The organism is Okeania sp. SIO2F5 (assembly GCF_010692685.1).
Taxonomy (GTDB): domain Bacteria; phylum Cyanobacteriota; class Cyanobacteriia; order Cyanobacteriales; family Microcoleaceae; genus Okeania; species Okeania hirsuta.
Window position 1 is genome coordinate 14239 of the sequence record NZ_JAAHGU010000051.1, and the last position, 17736, is coordinate 31974.

General features: G+C 41.1%; 5 protein-coding genes. All 5 read left to right on the top strand.

The features are described from left to right. Nucleotides 1-491 precede the first annotated feature (491 nt). The 5 genes from F6K27_RS17165 to F6K27_RS17185 all read left to right on the top strand — a co-directional run bounded on the left by F6K27_RS17165 (nt 492) and on the right by F6K27_RS17185 (nt 17723). Nucleotides 492-4340, top strand: a complete 3849-nt coding sequence (locus F6K27_RS17165; protein ID WP_287277646.1) for a hypothetical protein — start codon at nt 492-494, stop codon at nt 4338-4340. Between the two features lie 20 nt (nt 4341-4360). Continuing rightward, the gene (locus F6K27_RS17170) at nt 4361-8185 is read left to right on the top strand and encodes a LamG-like jellyroll fold domain-containing protein (protein ID WP_287277647.1); all 3825 of its coding nucleotides are present in this window, start codon (nt 4361-4363) and stop codon (nt 8183-8185) included. A 117-nt stretch (nt 8186-8302) separates the two neighbouring features. Continuing rightward, complete coding sequence (locus F6K27_RS17175; protein ID WP_287277648.1) at nt 8303-10201, top strand: hypothetical protein; 1899 nt, start codon at nt 8303-8305, stop codon at nt 10199-10201. A gap of 13 nt (nt 10202-10214) precedes the next feature. Continuing rightward, nucleotides 10215-15014, top strand: coding sequence for a DUF6603 domain-containing protein (locus F6K27_RS17180; protein WP_287277651.1), 4800 nt, complete (start codon nt 10215-10217; stop codon nt 15012-15014). Nucleotides 15015-15626: 612 nt separating this feature from the next. Then, entirely contained in the window at nt 15627-17723 is a 2097-nt protein-coding gene (locus F6K27_RS17185) for a hypothetical protein (RefSeq protein ID WP_287277653.1), read from the top strand. Nucleotides 17724-17736: the final 13 nt, after the last annotated feature.

Sequence of the window (17736 nt, forward strand, 5' to 3'; positions counted from 1 at the left end):
AAAATTTTGCTTGAAAATAATTAAAGATTGAGAAATTCAAAGATGAGATTGTTAAATCATTGAAAGATCAAATTATTAAAAAATATGATGATGATATTTCTATAGATAATACGATGTGCAACTTTCTAGGGAATAATCAGCATTTATAGGTCTTTAGTGACCGGAGAATATGCTTCTCAAAACTCCCTAACTCAACCTCGTTGATTGGAAAAAGTGGCACACTGCGTTATACTATTTTAATAAATGTTTGCTACAAATAGCTAGGGAAATTTTTAGGAGTTAGAATCAGGAGTCAGGAGTCGTATGGGAATGGCTTCAATACCATTTTTATAGGTATTAGGGCGTTGCTGAATTAAGGGATGAATATTAAGTCGGATGGGTATCCTGCCCGTCCAAAAATATTAAGGAACAGGCAAGATTCCCATTCCACAAAACTATTAAAATCCCAAGCGCATTTATGCAACGCCGTAGTTTCAGGTAGACCAACGGAGATGTCTATAGTGAAAAATGTTTTAATGGTTCCCGTTCACTTAGATGCTTTACATCTAGAAATGGATCGCCTTGTAGTAGAAGCGATGGCAGATTTTAGTCGTCTTCCTTATTTTGATGGTCAACGGGATGTAAATCCTAATATTGCCAATATTAGTGAAGAGATCGTTTCTCAACCTTTTCAAAATCATAATTTGTATCTGAAAGCAGGAATTCACTTACATTGGGCTTTACCAGATGCTTTAACCAAGGGAATTCAAGTTACCGATGACAATAAGCAGACTCAAACGGTTTTTCCTGTAGTGCCTAATCGTTGGTTAGTGACGCGCAGTAATAAGGATAACCAGATTGAAAAGCAATGGGTGGTAGAGAGTGATTATCTCTATCCTGAAGGGAAAGGGAGTCAGGTGGGTAGTATTGCCTATCCCATTGAGGTGCAGGAGGGTAAACATCAACCGTTTCGCTACTTAGGGCGTAAAGTGCTTTTAGCTGCTTGGCAAGAAAATGACCCCAATGCTGAATACTTACCGTCACTGACTGCGGTAGGTTATGGTGAACCGACTTTTGCTGCTTTTTATCCCAATTGTCATAGTGTTTTTGGGTTTTATGATGATTATGCTGCTGAGATTCCTGATGGACTAAAGTATGATGTGATTGGCTGGTACAGTAACGCAGAACAAGATTATTACAATCAATTTATCAAAAAAACCCAACAACCCACTAATTACCAATTGCTCAAAGAAATACAAGAAGAATTCAAATGGGCAATTCTAGTTGAAATCAAGAAACAAGTTTTCTTGGATAACTTGGATAAATTTAATAATGATGAATCTGTCTGGAATGAGTTAATAGCCAAAGACATCTTAAGAGAAATTGACGAAACCACAGCAGTTATATTAAGGATTGATTTTTCTAAAGAAGAACTGTCCAAAAATTTCCAAGATCAAAAAAAGCAGATAGATGAACTTTTAAATACGGCTATCTCAGAAGCACAATTCCCTAAGCAAATGCTCTGCTACGCCCGCTTAACGTTTGCTCCGCAGAATAACGTCTCAGATAAGCAAGCTTCTGTAGAAGTAACTGTGGGTAATACCGGTACAGAGGCTTTGTCTGCCTACTTGGGTCAAAAGATTGGTAGCAATTACAAATCTATCATCGAAGACCAGTTAGAAGCCCTACACCTATCTTCTAGTCTCGAACATCGGAAGTTGGACATGACTCCCAAGTTCAAGGAAGCCCGACATGAGAAGGGTTTTAATGCCATTGCTGCGGGGACGATGTGGACTATTCGTTTAGAAAGCGTAGGCTCTAAAACAGCTAAGGCTGAAGATGCCCATAATCAAGCACAGATTACTTTACCTGATGATTTAGCTCATCTACTCAATAAGCTTAATCTTTTTCAGCAAGAATATGACCGCGCTTGGCATGAGATAGAGTCAATGCGTCGGCAACTCTTTGCGGATTGGTATAAGTATATGCTGAGTTCCTATCCCCCGGAAGGTAGCAGAGATCAGTATCCCGATATTGATGAGGTTAAGCATTACATCGAGGTTACGGGAATTACACCTTTAAAGGAAAAATTGACGGCGACGGGCAATCTGATGCTGTCAGGGGATGATTCTGGTAAGATTACCGCTGCTTCTGCTGGGGAATCTTCCTCTACCTCGATCGCTTCTCAATTAGCTGTAACTATTAATCAGTTACTAGAGAAAATAACGGCTCTTAATAATCAAGAAACCGTCAAGAATACTCAAGCAACTTATACCCTCAAGCAAATTTCTAGTCCCCGTTATTGGCAACCCAAAGAGCCTGTGTTACTAATGACGGGGGAAGCGGTAAAACCCACGAACCGTCATGGACAAGATGGACGGTTAAGGGATGATGGATTATTAGGGTGCGAGATTCTCAAGGATGTACAATTTCCCATTGAGAAAGAGAGCTTTGTCGCTATTCGTAACAGGATTGATCAATTAGAACAAAATAAAACGGGAGAACATATTGCTTTTAGCAGTTGGACACAACAACCCTGGCATCCTTTTTTACTGGAGTGGGAGGTAGAAGTTTTTCCCATCCGAGAGGGATGTAATCATCGAAGTTATAACCAAAACTATGAAACGGGGTTTGTTACTAAAAATTATCGTCTGAAGGAAAATGAGGCCGATCTTTCTTTACAGAAAGGAAAGGGGGCTATTCTCAAAGCGGCTAATATTTATAGTGGACGCAGTATTTTAACGCCCCATGCCGGGATTAAGCTGAAAAAGCAGTTAGAAGTTTATTTAAAGAAACAAATTCTGCAAACTTATTACGAAGCTCAGAAAATTCCCAAGGCTCAACAGAGCGATGACTATCTCAGCCACAGGGAACATATTGAAGAAATTCGAGATTGGTATCAACTGAAAGAAGCTAAAGACCCCATTTATACAGCAATTCGAGCTTATCAGGAATTGCTAAACCCTGACTTCCACAGTCTTTCTCAATCTTTGGGGGGTTTTAACGAAGCTTTATTGATGCACAAACAAACTATGCAGTTACCCATTGCTGAACCTCTTGGTTTTGCTGAGTATAAGTCGTTTACAGATGAAGTACGAGAAATGGTACAACAGAGTATCCGCAGTGCGCCGGAACCTTTAAATGATTTTAACCCGATTCGTTCGGGGGCAATGAAGATTCTAAGGTTGCGGTTAGTAGATACTTTTGGACAGGTGAGGGAGTTGGATGTTAGTAATATCATTACTACTGAGCAGATGACTACTCCCAAAAGTCCCTATCTGGTGACTTTACCACCCCGTTTGGTACAACCTGCCCGTCTCAATTTCCGGTGGCTGTCGGCGAGTCAGGGTGAACAGGAAATGAATAGTCATCCAGCGACAACTCCTATTTGTGGTTGGGTATTGCCTAATAATTTGGATAATAGCCTCGCTATCTATGATAATCTTGGTAAAGCTTTGGGTTCAATTAATCAGCAGGCTAAATGGAAGTCTGCACCGGGGATCAGTCGCCGAATTCATAATGATGATATTCCCAATCCCTATTTGAAAAGGGTAGTTAACTATATTATCAATCAGGGGCAAAGTTTTCTAAGTGATTTTATTTCTGCTCTAGATAGTGGCTTAGAGAATATCGATCCAGAAAATTTTGCCCAACATCAAGGTTTGGCCCTGTTGATGGGACGACCGATAGCTGTAGTGCGGGCTTCTCTTAATCTAGAATTACAAGGACTTCCTGCCATTAACGAAGATTGGAATGTATTTTGGCAAGATTTAAAGCGTAATTCTAGGGATACTGATGGGTTTGATCGGGTTAAATTTCCGATTCGTCTGGGGGAATATCATCAATTTAATGATGGTTTGGTGTGCTATTGGCAGGAAGAAGAAGATGGTCTGAGTAAGGTATTTTATGCTCCTCAAAGCGATTTAGACCAAGATACCCCTAATATAAAAGTCCATTTAGAAGATGCACCCAAACTCTTCACCATGCTCATTGATCCACGGGGTAAGGTTCATGCTACCTGCGGAATTTTGCCCACGAAAGGGATTGATATTCCACCGGATCAATATCAGGAGGCATTAGAGAAGATTGAAATTACTTTCCTCTCGACTCCTATTCTGACTGATTTGAAGGATCTCAGCGATCCAACTTTGGATAAAAAAATTAATCTACCTTTACCAGGGGAGGCTGGTTATGAATGGTCGTGGTTAGAGCAGGAGAAAGGAGGAGACTGGTTAACAGTTCCCCATGACAATATTGGTCAGGTTAATTCTAATGCGGTTTTCTCTGGCCAGCAAGCAATTCGAGAGGGTTGGCTGAAGTTGAGTCCTGCTAACAAAAATCAAGATTCAAATAATCAATAAATTAGGAAGGAGTAACGATTATGAGTCATTCAAAGGAAAATTTAGTTCTGCACTTAAAATTAGATGAAATAGTCGAGGATGGCGGTCAAAAGAAAGTCATTGATGATTCTGATAAAGCCCATGATTGTCAGGTCAAAGGTAATGTTCAAGTTGTTCAAGATGAAGTGTTTGGTCGTTGTATTAGTTTTGATAGCAGGCGGAGTCATAGTTATATAGAAGTCCCTGACAGTCAGGACCTACAAATATCTGGTGATATAACTGTTGAAGCTTGGGTTTATATTACGAAAGAAGTAAATACTGATTGGGTGAGAATAGTTGGTAAGGGAACTTCAAGGAAGGAAAATTATGGCTTGTGGTATAAAACAGGACGAAACGGATCAGGACTATTTCAAATATATACTACAGCCAGGTCTAGAGGCAGGTCTAGTACAGGGGTTAGCCTAGGTGCTAAAACAGGAACAATTGAAATAAATAAGTGGTATCACTTTACAGGAGTCTTAGATCAAACAAATAATCAAGCTTTCTTCTACCTGGATGGGACACAAATCGGGTCTCATGGGACACAGGTTGAGACTAAACCTAGCACTGGAAATCCTATCACCACTACTGATTCTTTAACGATTGGGTATGTTGGTGATAATTTTGCTGGCCAACAAGGTTTTGGTAAACACACAGGCAAAATCGCCCATGTTCGTATCTACAATAAGGCTTTATCTCCAGAAGAAATCCAACAGGATAGGGAGGAGGATTTAAGAGCGATCGCCTCTTTTGATAGAACTGAAAGTTTAGTTTTAAATCTAAAATTAGATGAAATCATTGAGGAGGGAAATGAGAGGAAAGTTATTGATGCTTTAACTGGGAGGAAATACAATGTTCTAGGTAATCCTGAAATTGTCATTGATGATAAATTGGGTGGTTGTTTGAGTTTTGATGGAGAAGGTGACTATATAGAATTAATTGCAGCAGATCAGTTAAGCTTACAAAATTCTAGTTTTACGGTTGAAGCTTGGATTAATATTGAGGAATTTATACATGATCGAAGCATATTAGGGAATGATGAAGCATCTCCAAACAACTCACTACATCTAATTATTCGACAAAAAAAACCATACCTTGGATTTTACGGTAATGATACTCCAGGGAAGACTGAACTTGCGGAAAATAATTGGTATCATATTACTTGGCGATATGATAAAAGCTCTCAAGAGCAAGCCATCTTTGTCGATGGAGTTTTAGATAATTCCGATAGGAATCGTACTGCTTTTCAAGGGAATGGAATAGTCAGTATAGGAAGGTGGATATCTGGACGATATTTTAAGGGTAAGATCGCCCATGTTCGTATTTACAACAGGGCTTTATTTCCGGAAGAAATAAAACAGGATATGGATGATGATTTAAGCGCGATCGCATCTTTCAACAAAACCTATCCCCTTGATTTTAAGTTGTATGAGGGTGAGGATAAAGAATCTGTTATCTTCATTGAAAATGGGACTAGGGGACAGGAGTTAACTCTAGAAATTTTCAATCATTCAGACCGACCGATTAGTTTTCCCAATAAGAGTGGTAAGGTGAGTGCAGATAATCACCATTTTGAGTTGAGGTTTAGACCAGATACCTTATCTCAAGATTCTCTGCAACAATTAGTTTTGGCAGAAAAAAAAGGTTGGAGTATGAGTCGTCCTGTGACTCAGGTGGATCGTACTGTGGATTCTCCTGTGACTCAGGCGGATGGTATTGCAGTTTCTCTGTATTTTATAGCAACGAATAATCAAACTTTAGCAGCGAATTCAACTGCTACTTTGACCCTTCAGCATATCAATGGTGCGGCAGCAGGAGGGGCGCGAACAACGAGGGTTGAGTTGAGATGTCCCCAGTTTACCTATCATGGCGAACTCTTCCATCACTATTATCGGGAAAAGCGTCTCAGTATTATCAGTCATCGTGGGAAGAAGCATATTCCTCTTCATGTGGGGTTTTTGCGATCTAACCGGATTTTGAATGATTGGAATCCTGAGAAAAAGGAAGGTTCAACAAATGAGTTAATTTTGCGAATTACCAATGTTTTAAAGGATGAATTTATTTCTTTTAAGCCAGCAAGTAAGGGTGATGAGGCTTCTAAATTTATTATTTCCTTTGATATTGATAGTGATTGGGCTTTGGGCACAAAAAGTGAGGTAGAGAATATTAATGATATTAAAGTGACAGATTGGCGACCGAATGAAAAACCTGAAGAAGATTGGAATACCGTTAAAAACACTGAAGGAGAAACACCTACATGGACAATAACCCATAAAAATATCCATCACAATCAAGATAAAGCTCAAAAAGAACCTGGGTTAGCTCCGGGACAGGTTGTGCAATTAACGATTAGCAATATCAAATCTTCTCTTCCGTCTGGTCATGCGAATCTATATGTACGCTATGAAAATATTCCGGGTTATTGGGATGGAACTTTTGTTTGCACCATAGAAAAATCACCCATTTTGTATAAAGAGGGAAATGTTGGGATTGGGACGACAACTCCGCAAGCAAAGCTATCTATCAATGGAGGGTTACACGTTGGTGGGGATTCAGATCCAGGCGATAATAATCTACTGGTAGATGGGAAGACAACCACAAATCAATTAGTTGTAAATCCGACACCAACCACAGAACCAGGGGATAATAACCTACTGGTAAATGGGAAGACAACCACAAATCAATTATCTGTAAATGAGACGACTACCACAAATCAATTATCTGTAAATGAGACGACTACCACAAATCAATTATCTGTAAATGAGACGACTACAAATCAATTATCTGTCACAGGAAGTCTCAACTTTGGGTCATCTACAAGACAGATGATAAATTTGTGGGATAATACGTTCGGCATCGGGATACAGAGTAACACCCAATATTTCCGCACTGCTGGTAACTTTGCTTGGTATGTTGGCGGGAATCATGATGACGGTCTACTAGAAGCAGGTGGCGGCAGCGTACCGATGGTCATAAACAGTCTTGGCAACGTGGGGATTGGTGTGACAAACCCTGGTCAGAAATTAGTGGTGAGCAGTACCAGCAATACGGGCAAACAGGCCGAGAGTGGGATGCAGTTTGGAGGAAGCTTAGCTATTGTTAGTAATGCTCCTCAAATTGACTTTATTAACACCCAGCACAAAGATTGGTCAATCCTGGTCAATAGCGACAAAATGTACTTCATTCGAGAACCATGGAACTATCAAGATTTAGTATTGGATGGCAAGGGTAATGTTGGCATTGGCACGGACAGTCCAGAGGCGAAGTTGGAAGTGAGGGGGGATTTAAGAATTAGTAATGGTACTAATTGGGTCAAGATGTATATAGATGACGTTGGGGACTATGGGCAAAATTTGATATTCCAGATTAAGGATCACAAACGTGGGACAGGAATGATGAGATGGGACGGGGATTCTAACTGGGATTCTGTCTCTGACCTCAGCTTAAAAACAGATATCGAAAATGAAGGCAATATCTTGAGTCGTTTGATGCAATTGGATGTAAAAAACTATCGTTGGAAACATAATCTTACGGCTACCACTAAGAAAATTGGTTTTGTTGCCCAAGATGTTCAGCCTTTATTTCCCTCTCTAGTTGGCGAATTCAAAGACAAAGATGCTGATGAATCAACGTTAACATTAAAATATGCAGAATTTGGTGTATTAGCAGTAGGCGGATTAAAAGAACTAAAGCTCGAAAAAGATGCTGAAATCGCCAAGCTCAAAAGCGAAATGAATACCCAAATTGCCAAAATAAAAACCGAAATGGAGGCTGAAATTAACGCTCTCAAAAAGCAAATCCAGCAATTATTAAGAGGTAAAGAGTAATGAAAACTGACAAGCGATCGCCCCTTATACCACCCCTAATTCTCAGAGGTAAAAAGTTATGAACATTCACAAGCGATCGCCCCTAATTACACACCCAATTCTCAGAGGTAATGAGTCATGACATTTAGTAGACATGATGCACAACAAGAGTGGAATAAAATTCCTGATAAGATTGAAAAAGGTTTGAAGACAGCGCCTCGTGATTTGTGCGCTTTAGAGTGTTTGGCGAACGACCCACTGTATGCAAAGCCAGACTCAGAAAAAATCTTCCTTTTATGGGAGGCAAAAAATGAATCAAAAATTGATATGGGGCAGGATCAACAAATTGAAGGAATCAGGATTGAGTGCATTGAAGGAATAAATCAAAAGCATCCTTGGGTCGTGAAGCTTTTCTTTGGCGACAACTTTGTTCGCTTTCCATTCAACACTTGGGATGCTCTTTTGGGGGATGGCGATGAGACTTCTCTTAACTGGCTATCGATTCATGAATATTTGTTGCCAAATAAAATCAAAGATCCTAAACAATTTAAAGTATATCCGTTTTACTCACTCCCTCGATGGAGCACGGCTTCCCGTAGCTGTTTTGCTTTGATCCCAGATGATAAAAAGAATCTTGATAAATATTATGGTCACGATATTGATCGTAGTGCTTTAAAATTATTCGCATCGCGAGTTAGCCTTCCGAATGATAATCTTGTGTGGGTCAATATTCCGGAATGGAAAGAATGGGAATCTAAGAGATTTAAGAATGTGGTTAGCTCTCTTGGGGAAGCGAGTAGCTCCGATGGGATGACTGATACTATTAAAGATAAATTCCGATTGTACTCGATTAAAACCGGCGTAAAATACGTTGGTAGTAAAGATGAAAGCGTATTTGGTAAGAATCGCTTAGAAGCTAACAGCTCGATGGCAATGCTCCGTTCAGAAGCCATCGTAGCCATGCCAAACAAAGACCTCACATTTGGAGTACAGACAGAAGTGCTTACTATTACGGCACCTCTGCAGAAATTAAAAGTAGACGAAGACGGCAATATGAACAGAATTAATGACGGTCGAGATGGTTTCCAGGTGCGCGATCTGTCGTGTCTGGAACCTGGCTTGGACTATATGCCCGGCCAAGCAATCCCTTACGGGCGCAAAAAATTCGACCTCATGAAAAATCCTGAAGACCAGTGTGATTTTTGGCGCAAGGCCTTTGCTATTCCACTCGGACGAGCAAAGGCACGGTTATTCCTTAACTATGGACTGGTACATATGTCTGCAAATGCACAAAATTTCTTACTTGGTTTCAGTGGCTATAGTCTCAAACAATTCGTTGTCCGAGATATTGGGGATACATCTTGGCATGATGATTATCTTATTCAATACTTCAGAGGACATGGAGGGGTGTATAAGCAATTTGATTTAGAAACACAATCGAATATTCACAGTCTTTTGCGGAGAACGAGTAATAACGACTATCCGGCTCCTCACATGATACGTTTGGCAGCCAACTCAGTGCTCACTCATGGCTTTTCCGGTAAACTTAAAGAGCTTAATAACTGGAACAATGAACATTTATATTTGTTCGCCACTGGGATTTTGGACGGCTTTAAGAACTTCGTTCAAGAAACTTTCAAATTAGAACTACCAACACTAGAACAATCGATCGAATTAGAAAAAGATATCATTGAAACATACGGAACCGTTGGTAAGTTCCCCACACCGATAAAGATAAACCATTTGGAAGGTTACAAAAAATTAGTTGAGGATTTGTTGAAGGAGGATGCCAAAGACCTGTTTAACAAAGCAGATGCTGTGCGGCAGAAAGGTATAGATAAAGCAAAGGCATCAGAGGATACTTTTGACGAAAAGTATATTTCCGTTTTGCTAAATGCAGAAGAGATTCTTCTATGTGCTGGGATTGAGGTCATTCTAATAACTAGGGAACCGGGGCTAGTGCCACGCCTAGAGATCCTTCGGTATTTAAACAACCTTCTTTCAGGAAGGGAGAATTGGCCATCAATTGTAAACTGACGAGGTACCCCATATGAGCGAATTGAAAATCGATATCTCAACTCTGCCCCCAGAATGTGTTGAAAAAATGCAATCGTATCTCAACACTCAGCAGATTGTCACGCAAGATGTTAATGGTGGGCACGAAGGAAATGTTCTGGGTGTCTGGTGCAGAGTAAACTGCGAGGGCGTTAGCCCAGACTCATCGCTAGTTATCATTGCAGCGCAGCCAATTGAGAGTAATCCGTGGAACTTTGGCAACTGCTTTCCAAACTTACCCGGTACGGGGGAAGAGTGGAGTCCTCAGCGCCTATTTCGGATGCGGTTTGTGACCTTGAGAAAGTCGCTTTGGCTGTTCGTCTGGGGGCAAAATGTACAACCGGGTGCAGTGCGGGAACGCCTAGCGACAACGACATGGTTCAAAGCGTGGGCTGAAGAACGTAGGGTTACCGACACCAGCACAGAAGGTCTGAAGACCTTTTTCAACACCTTAGGTTTTGAGGAGAGTGAACTACAAGCCGAGCCACGGGCAAGCTGGAGAACTCTCGCTGAAATTAGTCAAGGTGCCACCGCTGGTCAAGCCTCTACAAGTGCAGTCAGTGGTCTGTTCTTTTGGGGAGATGTCTGGCAAACAAGCGCAACTCAGCCCACCAGTCAACCTCCCGTCCGAGACATTGAGGAATTATCCTGGATAGAAGACCTAGAGACTTTTTTGGGGGGCAATGGTTTCCGGTTTACAAAAGCCAAACTCGAACCGGAAGGGGGATTTCCCCATTTACTCCTTCAGTTTCCACCGGGCGGTCGAGATTTTGGCGACGATGGGCTTGCTTTCAAGAAAGCTGTAGTCAATTTATGGTCAGTCCCCTATTTCACCCCCCAAGACACCAGCGTTGGAGTGCAGGGTGACTTCATTTACCCTGGTAATAAACGCATCCATATCAATCTTGTGTATCCCATTGTGGGTGACTTGATTTGGGCAAAGGGGACGTACAGCGATGAACCTGAACATTTGTTGGAAGACTCAGCTTCCTTTGGGTTGCCAGCACCGCAACCAACATTTCAGACGGGCAATGCGATTTCGATGGAGCTAGAGTTTTCTAAATCGTCTAGAACACTCTCAAAGTTAGAATTTTCCGTCGAACTCCACGAGCAATGGAACTTGCTCTCCAGTCCTGTACCTCTAGGGATTTCGAGGGTGTCATCCCACATCACGATCTTTCAGCCGCTCAATTCTTCCAGAAGGGTGTTTGCCCAATTCACTGCCGAAGCCACTTTTGGTGAACCAGGCGATGGACAGTTCCGTTTGGTATGCGGTGGTTCCTATCCAGATGGTCAACTGTTTCTACAATCCAGGGAAAGTCTGCCAATAGGCACCCTCATCGAAAAGTTAGTAGGGCCATCTGAGGGGCTTCAAGATATAAGGTTTGATGCGTTGCAGATTGAATATAACTACAAAACCAAAAGCGTCGGAGCTAAGGTTTTCGGTCTCTACATGGACGTGAATGGCCCGTGGGAAATCATAACGGGTTTCAATATTGAAAATATTCTCTTCAGAGTCGAAGGCACTTATGCCGAAGGCACTAATTCATACAGGGGAAGCTTCAGAGCAATCTTGGCGATCAAAGGGGTTAACCTTGCTTTGAGTGCCGATTATCATGAAGGTTGGGACGTTTCTGGAATCGCAGAAAACCTCCCAATGGGACAGCTAATTGAGTGGTTGGTAGAACAAGTTGATAAGGAAATCTCTGTTCCAGAGCCACTCAAAGATCTCCACATTGAAAAATTGGTACTCCAGTTAAATAGCAAGACTAAAGATTTTACCTTTACCTGCGAGTCTAAATTCCCCATTGAAGGTAAAGAGGTTGATATTACCGTCACCATTAATATTACTCGTCAAGAAGATGATTCCTTCAAAAAAGATTTTGGTGGTCACATCACTATCGGCGACTTACAATTTGCTCTCATCTTCGATACAGATGCAAAATCCAAAACCTTTCTCGCTGCTTACCGCGACACCAACGACACTGAGATCAGTGTTAAAAACCTGATCGGCTCTATTTCCTCTACCCTAAAAAACGACATCCCAGAAGGTTTAACAATCAGCCTCAAAGATGCCCTATTTGCCTACTCTAAAAAAACACAGACCAATTTCCTCTTAGGGTTAGACATCGGTAGCGGTATAAACCTCTCAAAACTCCCTCTAGTGGGTAAAGAATTTCCCCCCGATCAAACCATCAAATTAGCCTATCAAGTCTTAGTCACAAAAGCATACTTTAGCCAAACAGACATTGTTCACCTCAACACTTTGTACACTGAGGGAGGTATTAGCTTACCCGAAAAAGATCTCACCAACAGATTAGACCTTGCTACCTCAATGCGATTGGGCAACGAAACTCGGCAATTAAGCTTACCCATTGCAATCAATCAGAATAGTGGTCAACTGGAAGAAAATAGTCAACCTGAAAGTACCGCTCCATCTTCTGCCGATACCACCAGTCCTGATGGCACTAAATGGTATCAACTGCAAAAATCCTTTGGTCCAGCACATTTTGAAAGAATTGGTTTAAAGTATCAAGACCAAAAAATCTGGTTCTTATTAGATGTTGCTTTATCGGCAGCAGGTTTAACTGTTTCTCTAGATGGACTTTCTGTCAACTCACCCCTCACTGAATTTAAGCCTGAATTTAACCTCAAAGGGATAGGCATCGACTACCAAAGCGGAAGTGCCTTAGAAATAGGTGGAGCATTCCTCAGAAAACAAGTCACCAAAGACGGAAAAACCGTCGATGAATACGATGGTGCAGCAGTCATTAAATCCGAAACTTTTACCCTCTCTGCCATCGGTTCCTATACCCAAGATGCTCAAGGACATCCCTCCTTATTTATCTATGCTGTTTTAGATTATCCCCTTGGTGGCCCCTCCTTCTTCTTCGTCACCGGACTAGCAGCAGGTTTCGGCTACAACCGCGCCCTGAAAATACCCACCATCGACCAAGTTGTAACCTTCCCTCTAGTGGAAGAAGCGATTAACTCAAACCAGATCAATCAATCTAGCAACACCCAAGACGGCGCAACTAAACTTACCCAAGAACTCAACAAACTCCAAGAATATATCCCTCCGGAAACCGGACAAACCTTCCTCGCTGTCGGTGTTAAATTTACCTCCTTCAAAATCATCGACTCCTTTGCCCTATTAACCGTTGCTTTTGGTAACCGCTTTGAAGTCAACCTCCTGGGTTTGTCCACCCTCGTTGCTCCTCCCGAAGTGGATAAAACCCCCGTCGCCGAAATCCAACTCGCCCTTAAAGCCAGTTTTCTCCCCGAGAAAGGCTTCTTAGGAGTCCTCGGCCAACTCACCCCCAACTCCTACATCCTCTCCAAAAAATGCCACCTCACTGGAGGATTTGCCTTTTATAGCTGGTTTGCCCCTAGCGAACATGATGGAGATTTTGTGTTTACTCTAGGGGGCTACCATCCTAATTTCAATGTTCCTGCCCATTATCCCAAAGTCCCACGCCTGGCCTTTAACTGGCAAGTTAACAGCCAACTGAACATCAAAGCCGATGGTTATTTTGCCATCACTGCTTCGGCACTGATGGCAGGGGGACACCTCAAAGCAATTTGGGAGAGTGGCAGACTTAAGGCTTCGTTTAATATTGGGGCAGACTTTCTTATTGCCTGGAAACCCTATCACTATGATGCTCGTATTTATGTGGATATGGGAGTCTCCTATTCTTTTCACATCTTATTCGGGACTGTTCATATTAGTGTAGATATAGGGGCAGACTTACATATTTGGGGACCCGAATTTACCGGCGAAGCCCATATTCACCTTTGGTGTGTTTCCTTTTCTGTCAGCTTTGGTGCCAGTGCTTCTCAAACTCCTCAAGCCATTGAATGGGATAAATTCAAAAGCTCTTTCCTGCCTGCCGATAGTGATATCTGTAGTGTGGCTGTCAAAGATGGCTTAGTCAGAAAAATCAATCAAGACGACAAATCAGACTTGGGGGTAATAAATCCCAAACACTTATGTTTAGTGACTAATTCAGTGATTCCTGCAACTCAAGTAGAAATTGCTGGACAAACAACGCCTATACTCAGCAAAACTAATAACATAATTTATTACGAAGACGAGAATTATACCAAAATAAAACCTTTCAGATCTCCCTATGTTGATAAAAATAATACCCGAGAAGAGATCAAAGCTTTTATGACTAAGTATTCTATTGCCTATGATCCTAGCAATAGCGATAGTAAGGATGATTTACTGAATAAGATTGAAGAAGCAAAAAATTCCATACCTATAGAATCAGAAAAGTCTAATTATCCAAAGGCGATCGCTTCTCCTGGTATTGGCTCAATGGATTTGAAATCTGGTGAATTAACCTCAACTACTACCATTACCATTACCAGAGATGGAAAAAATTTTGAAGACGATTTTGCCTATATTCCCATCCTGAAAAAAGCCCCCACCGGACTCTGGGGCGAATCTCTAACTCCTGATTTGAATGGGGAGCAATTTATTGAAAATACTCTATTTGGCTTTGAAATTAAACCCAAAAAACAGCACGATCCTGGAGAAACCCATCCTATCGATCGCCAAAATTTAAAATTTACTACTGAGTTTGTGAAGGATGCTTATAAATGGGAAACGATTAAAGTATTTAATGAAGAGGGAGGAAAAAATATTCGTGATACTATTACAGAAAGCTCAGTGAAAACAGCCAGAGATAATTTATTAAAGGCGATGAACTTAGATATTAGCAAAATAGATTTAAGTGAAAATATTGCCGCTGATTTCTTAGTGTCACCAAAAATTGGAGTATTGACTTAAAAGAAGTAGCTGTTTAATCAGATGTAGGTTGGGTTAAGCGACAGCGCAACCCAACGAGGTAAAATGTTTTCTGGGTTGAGGAACAAAACCCAGCCTACTGGACTGTTTCAGCTCAAACTGTGCATTATATCATGTCCGGTTGAATACTGACACTTTGGAGGAAGTAAGGCAGAAGGCAGAAGGCAGAGGGCAGAAGGAAAGACAAGGTTAGAAGGGAGAAAGTTTTTTGATCACTGATTATCCGGACATGATATTATACCAATTTGAAAAAAGAATGTTACGAATAATAAGTGGGATAAAAAGATTTTGTAGTAAATGTCCCTTTGACAAAAAAGAGGATTTACGACCTAAAAACTGGTATTGAAGCCATTCATTCTGACTCCTGACTCCTAACTCCTGACTCCTAAGAAATATCCTAGCTATTTGTAGCAAACATTTATCAAATTGGTATTAGGGAGTAGGAGAGTAGGGGAGTAGGGAACCCACCCGCGCGCCCAACCCACCCCCAACCCCTCCGAGGAGGGGAGTAGGAGAGGAGCAGGAGGGGAAGATTGTTGTTGGGTTTCGTCCCTCAACCCAACCTACCAAAAAAAATAATTATTACAGATAAAAATGTCAGAAACTACTACAACTAAACCTACAAAAATCGAATTTATTCAGTACCATCAACCAGCCTTAACAGATGGTGACTATGAGATTAAGATTGAACAGAAAGTTACAGCAGGAGAAAAAATTCCATCATCAAATAAACCCTTCCATGTTACTAAAAAATTTACTGTTGCAGGAGAACGCTTTGATTTAAAACCCAAAGATATTCATGCTGTATTCCCCCCGGCTGGTAGCTTAGGGGAACATTCCAATGTTCTACCCCATATTATATTAAACCGCAGTACCTTGCCTTGGGAACGAATGGCAATTGCTAATAACAATAATATACCTTGGTTAGCTTTACTCTTGTTTGATGAAGAAGAGAAACCAGAACCAAAAATTATCACCTTGCGAAAATTAAAACAAATTCCTGATCATATCCATTTAGATAATCAAGACAAGCTAAATGCTTTTTTGAAATCTGATAAAACATCTAAGAAAATTTGGTTACTGAATGACGATTTAACAGAGACTGAGATATCAACTAAATCAGCAACAGGGCGAAACATATACTTTCCCAACTTTGATAAAGAAACAGGACAACACTGGGATGATAAAGTAACGGTTATTGATGTACCAGGCTGGAAACCTCCGGAAGACTTAAAAGACTTAGATGAAAAAAACTTATTAGATAAAATCTTACCTACCAAAGCAGATTTAGCATATCTGGCTCATGTACGCCAAGGAACAGATAACAATGGCAAATTAGTCGGAGATGAACTAGCTGTCATTATCGGCAATAGATTACCCAAAAAAGGCCACATCAGCACCGTCCATCTCGTTTCTATAGAAGGGCGTTATGATGACAAAGGTTTTAACTTTCAACAGGCAGAAAATAATGATTATATTCGTTTAGTCAGCCTCAAAAGTTGGCGGTTTGCCTGTGTAGATGAGAAACAAAGCTTTAAAGGATTACTGACTAATATTAACCTAGAACCCAGTACCCTAAGATTACCCAAGGTTGATAATGCCGAAGCCGAAGGATACCTGTCAATGGGCTACCTTCCCCTACCCCACTTTTTACGACAAGGAGGTAAAACATTCTCCTGGTATCATAGCCCGTTAATAACTGGAAACAATCCTACCAATAACATCACCTTACCCATCCGTGCCGCCGATGAGCTAGTGCGCTACAATCCCAATAACGGTATGTTCGATATTTCCTATGCCGCCGCTTGGGAATTAGGGCGGTTGTTGGCTTTACAGAGTAAAAATTTCTCCATCAGTCTCTACCAGTGGAAGCGCAGCCACAGACATGGACAGATCATTCAAGATACCGAAAGTCATTTACCGTTTTACAATCAGTCCAATACTGAACTCCCCGATGCGATCGCATCCTGGTTTACCAACTTAAGTCTTCTCAAGGGCGTACCCTTTAATTACTTAGTCCCCGACGAACAGATGTTACCGGTAGAATCAATCCGCTTCTTCTGGATTGATCCATTATGGATAGAATGCTTGTTAGATGGGGCATTTAGTATTGGGCGAGTCACCACATCAGATCATGCCCATGATAGTAGCCATTCAGAAAGTCCAGCAGCAAAGCCTCACGAAACAGTAACTGGCTTTTTACTACGCTCTGATGTAGTAGCAGGTTGGCCTGGTTTACTGGTTGATGGTTATGACCAGGTAGTTGATAATGATAATGCTATTGATGATCAAGAGAAACTCCCCTTGCTACGAATGGATCGCCTTTCCGCCAATGTCTTGATTTGCTTATTTGATGGGGAAGTGAAAACAGTTGATATTCACCAAAAACCAGAAACCATTCATTTTGGATTGGACTCAGATGATGATGATGGGCGGGTAACCTTTTACAAAAAATTAAAAGACAGCGATGGAAAACCAGTAAAAAAAGCTGATCAAAGAAGGTTAGAGATTCCCGATCAGGAAGAACCGCCAAAATGGAAAGACAGGAGCAAAAATATACTCAACATTGCCAATCTGGCTGAAGCCATTAAAAACAAGGTAAACTTTAATTCATTTACCTCTGCACAATTTGCTTTAGAAATGATTGAAGGAGTAGAAAAAGTTAGATTTACGATTGGCACAAAAAATTAGTCTATTTTCTGGG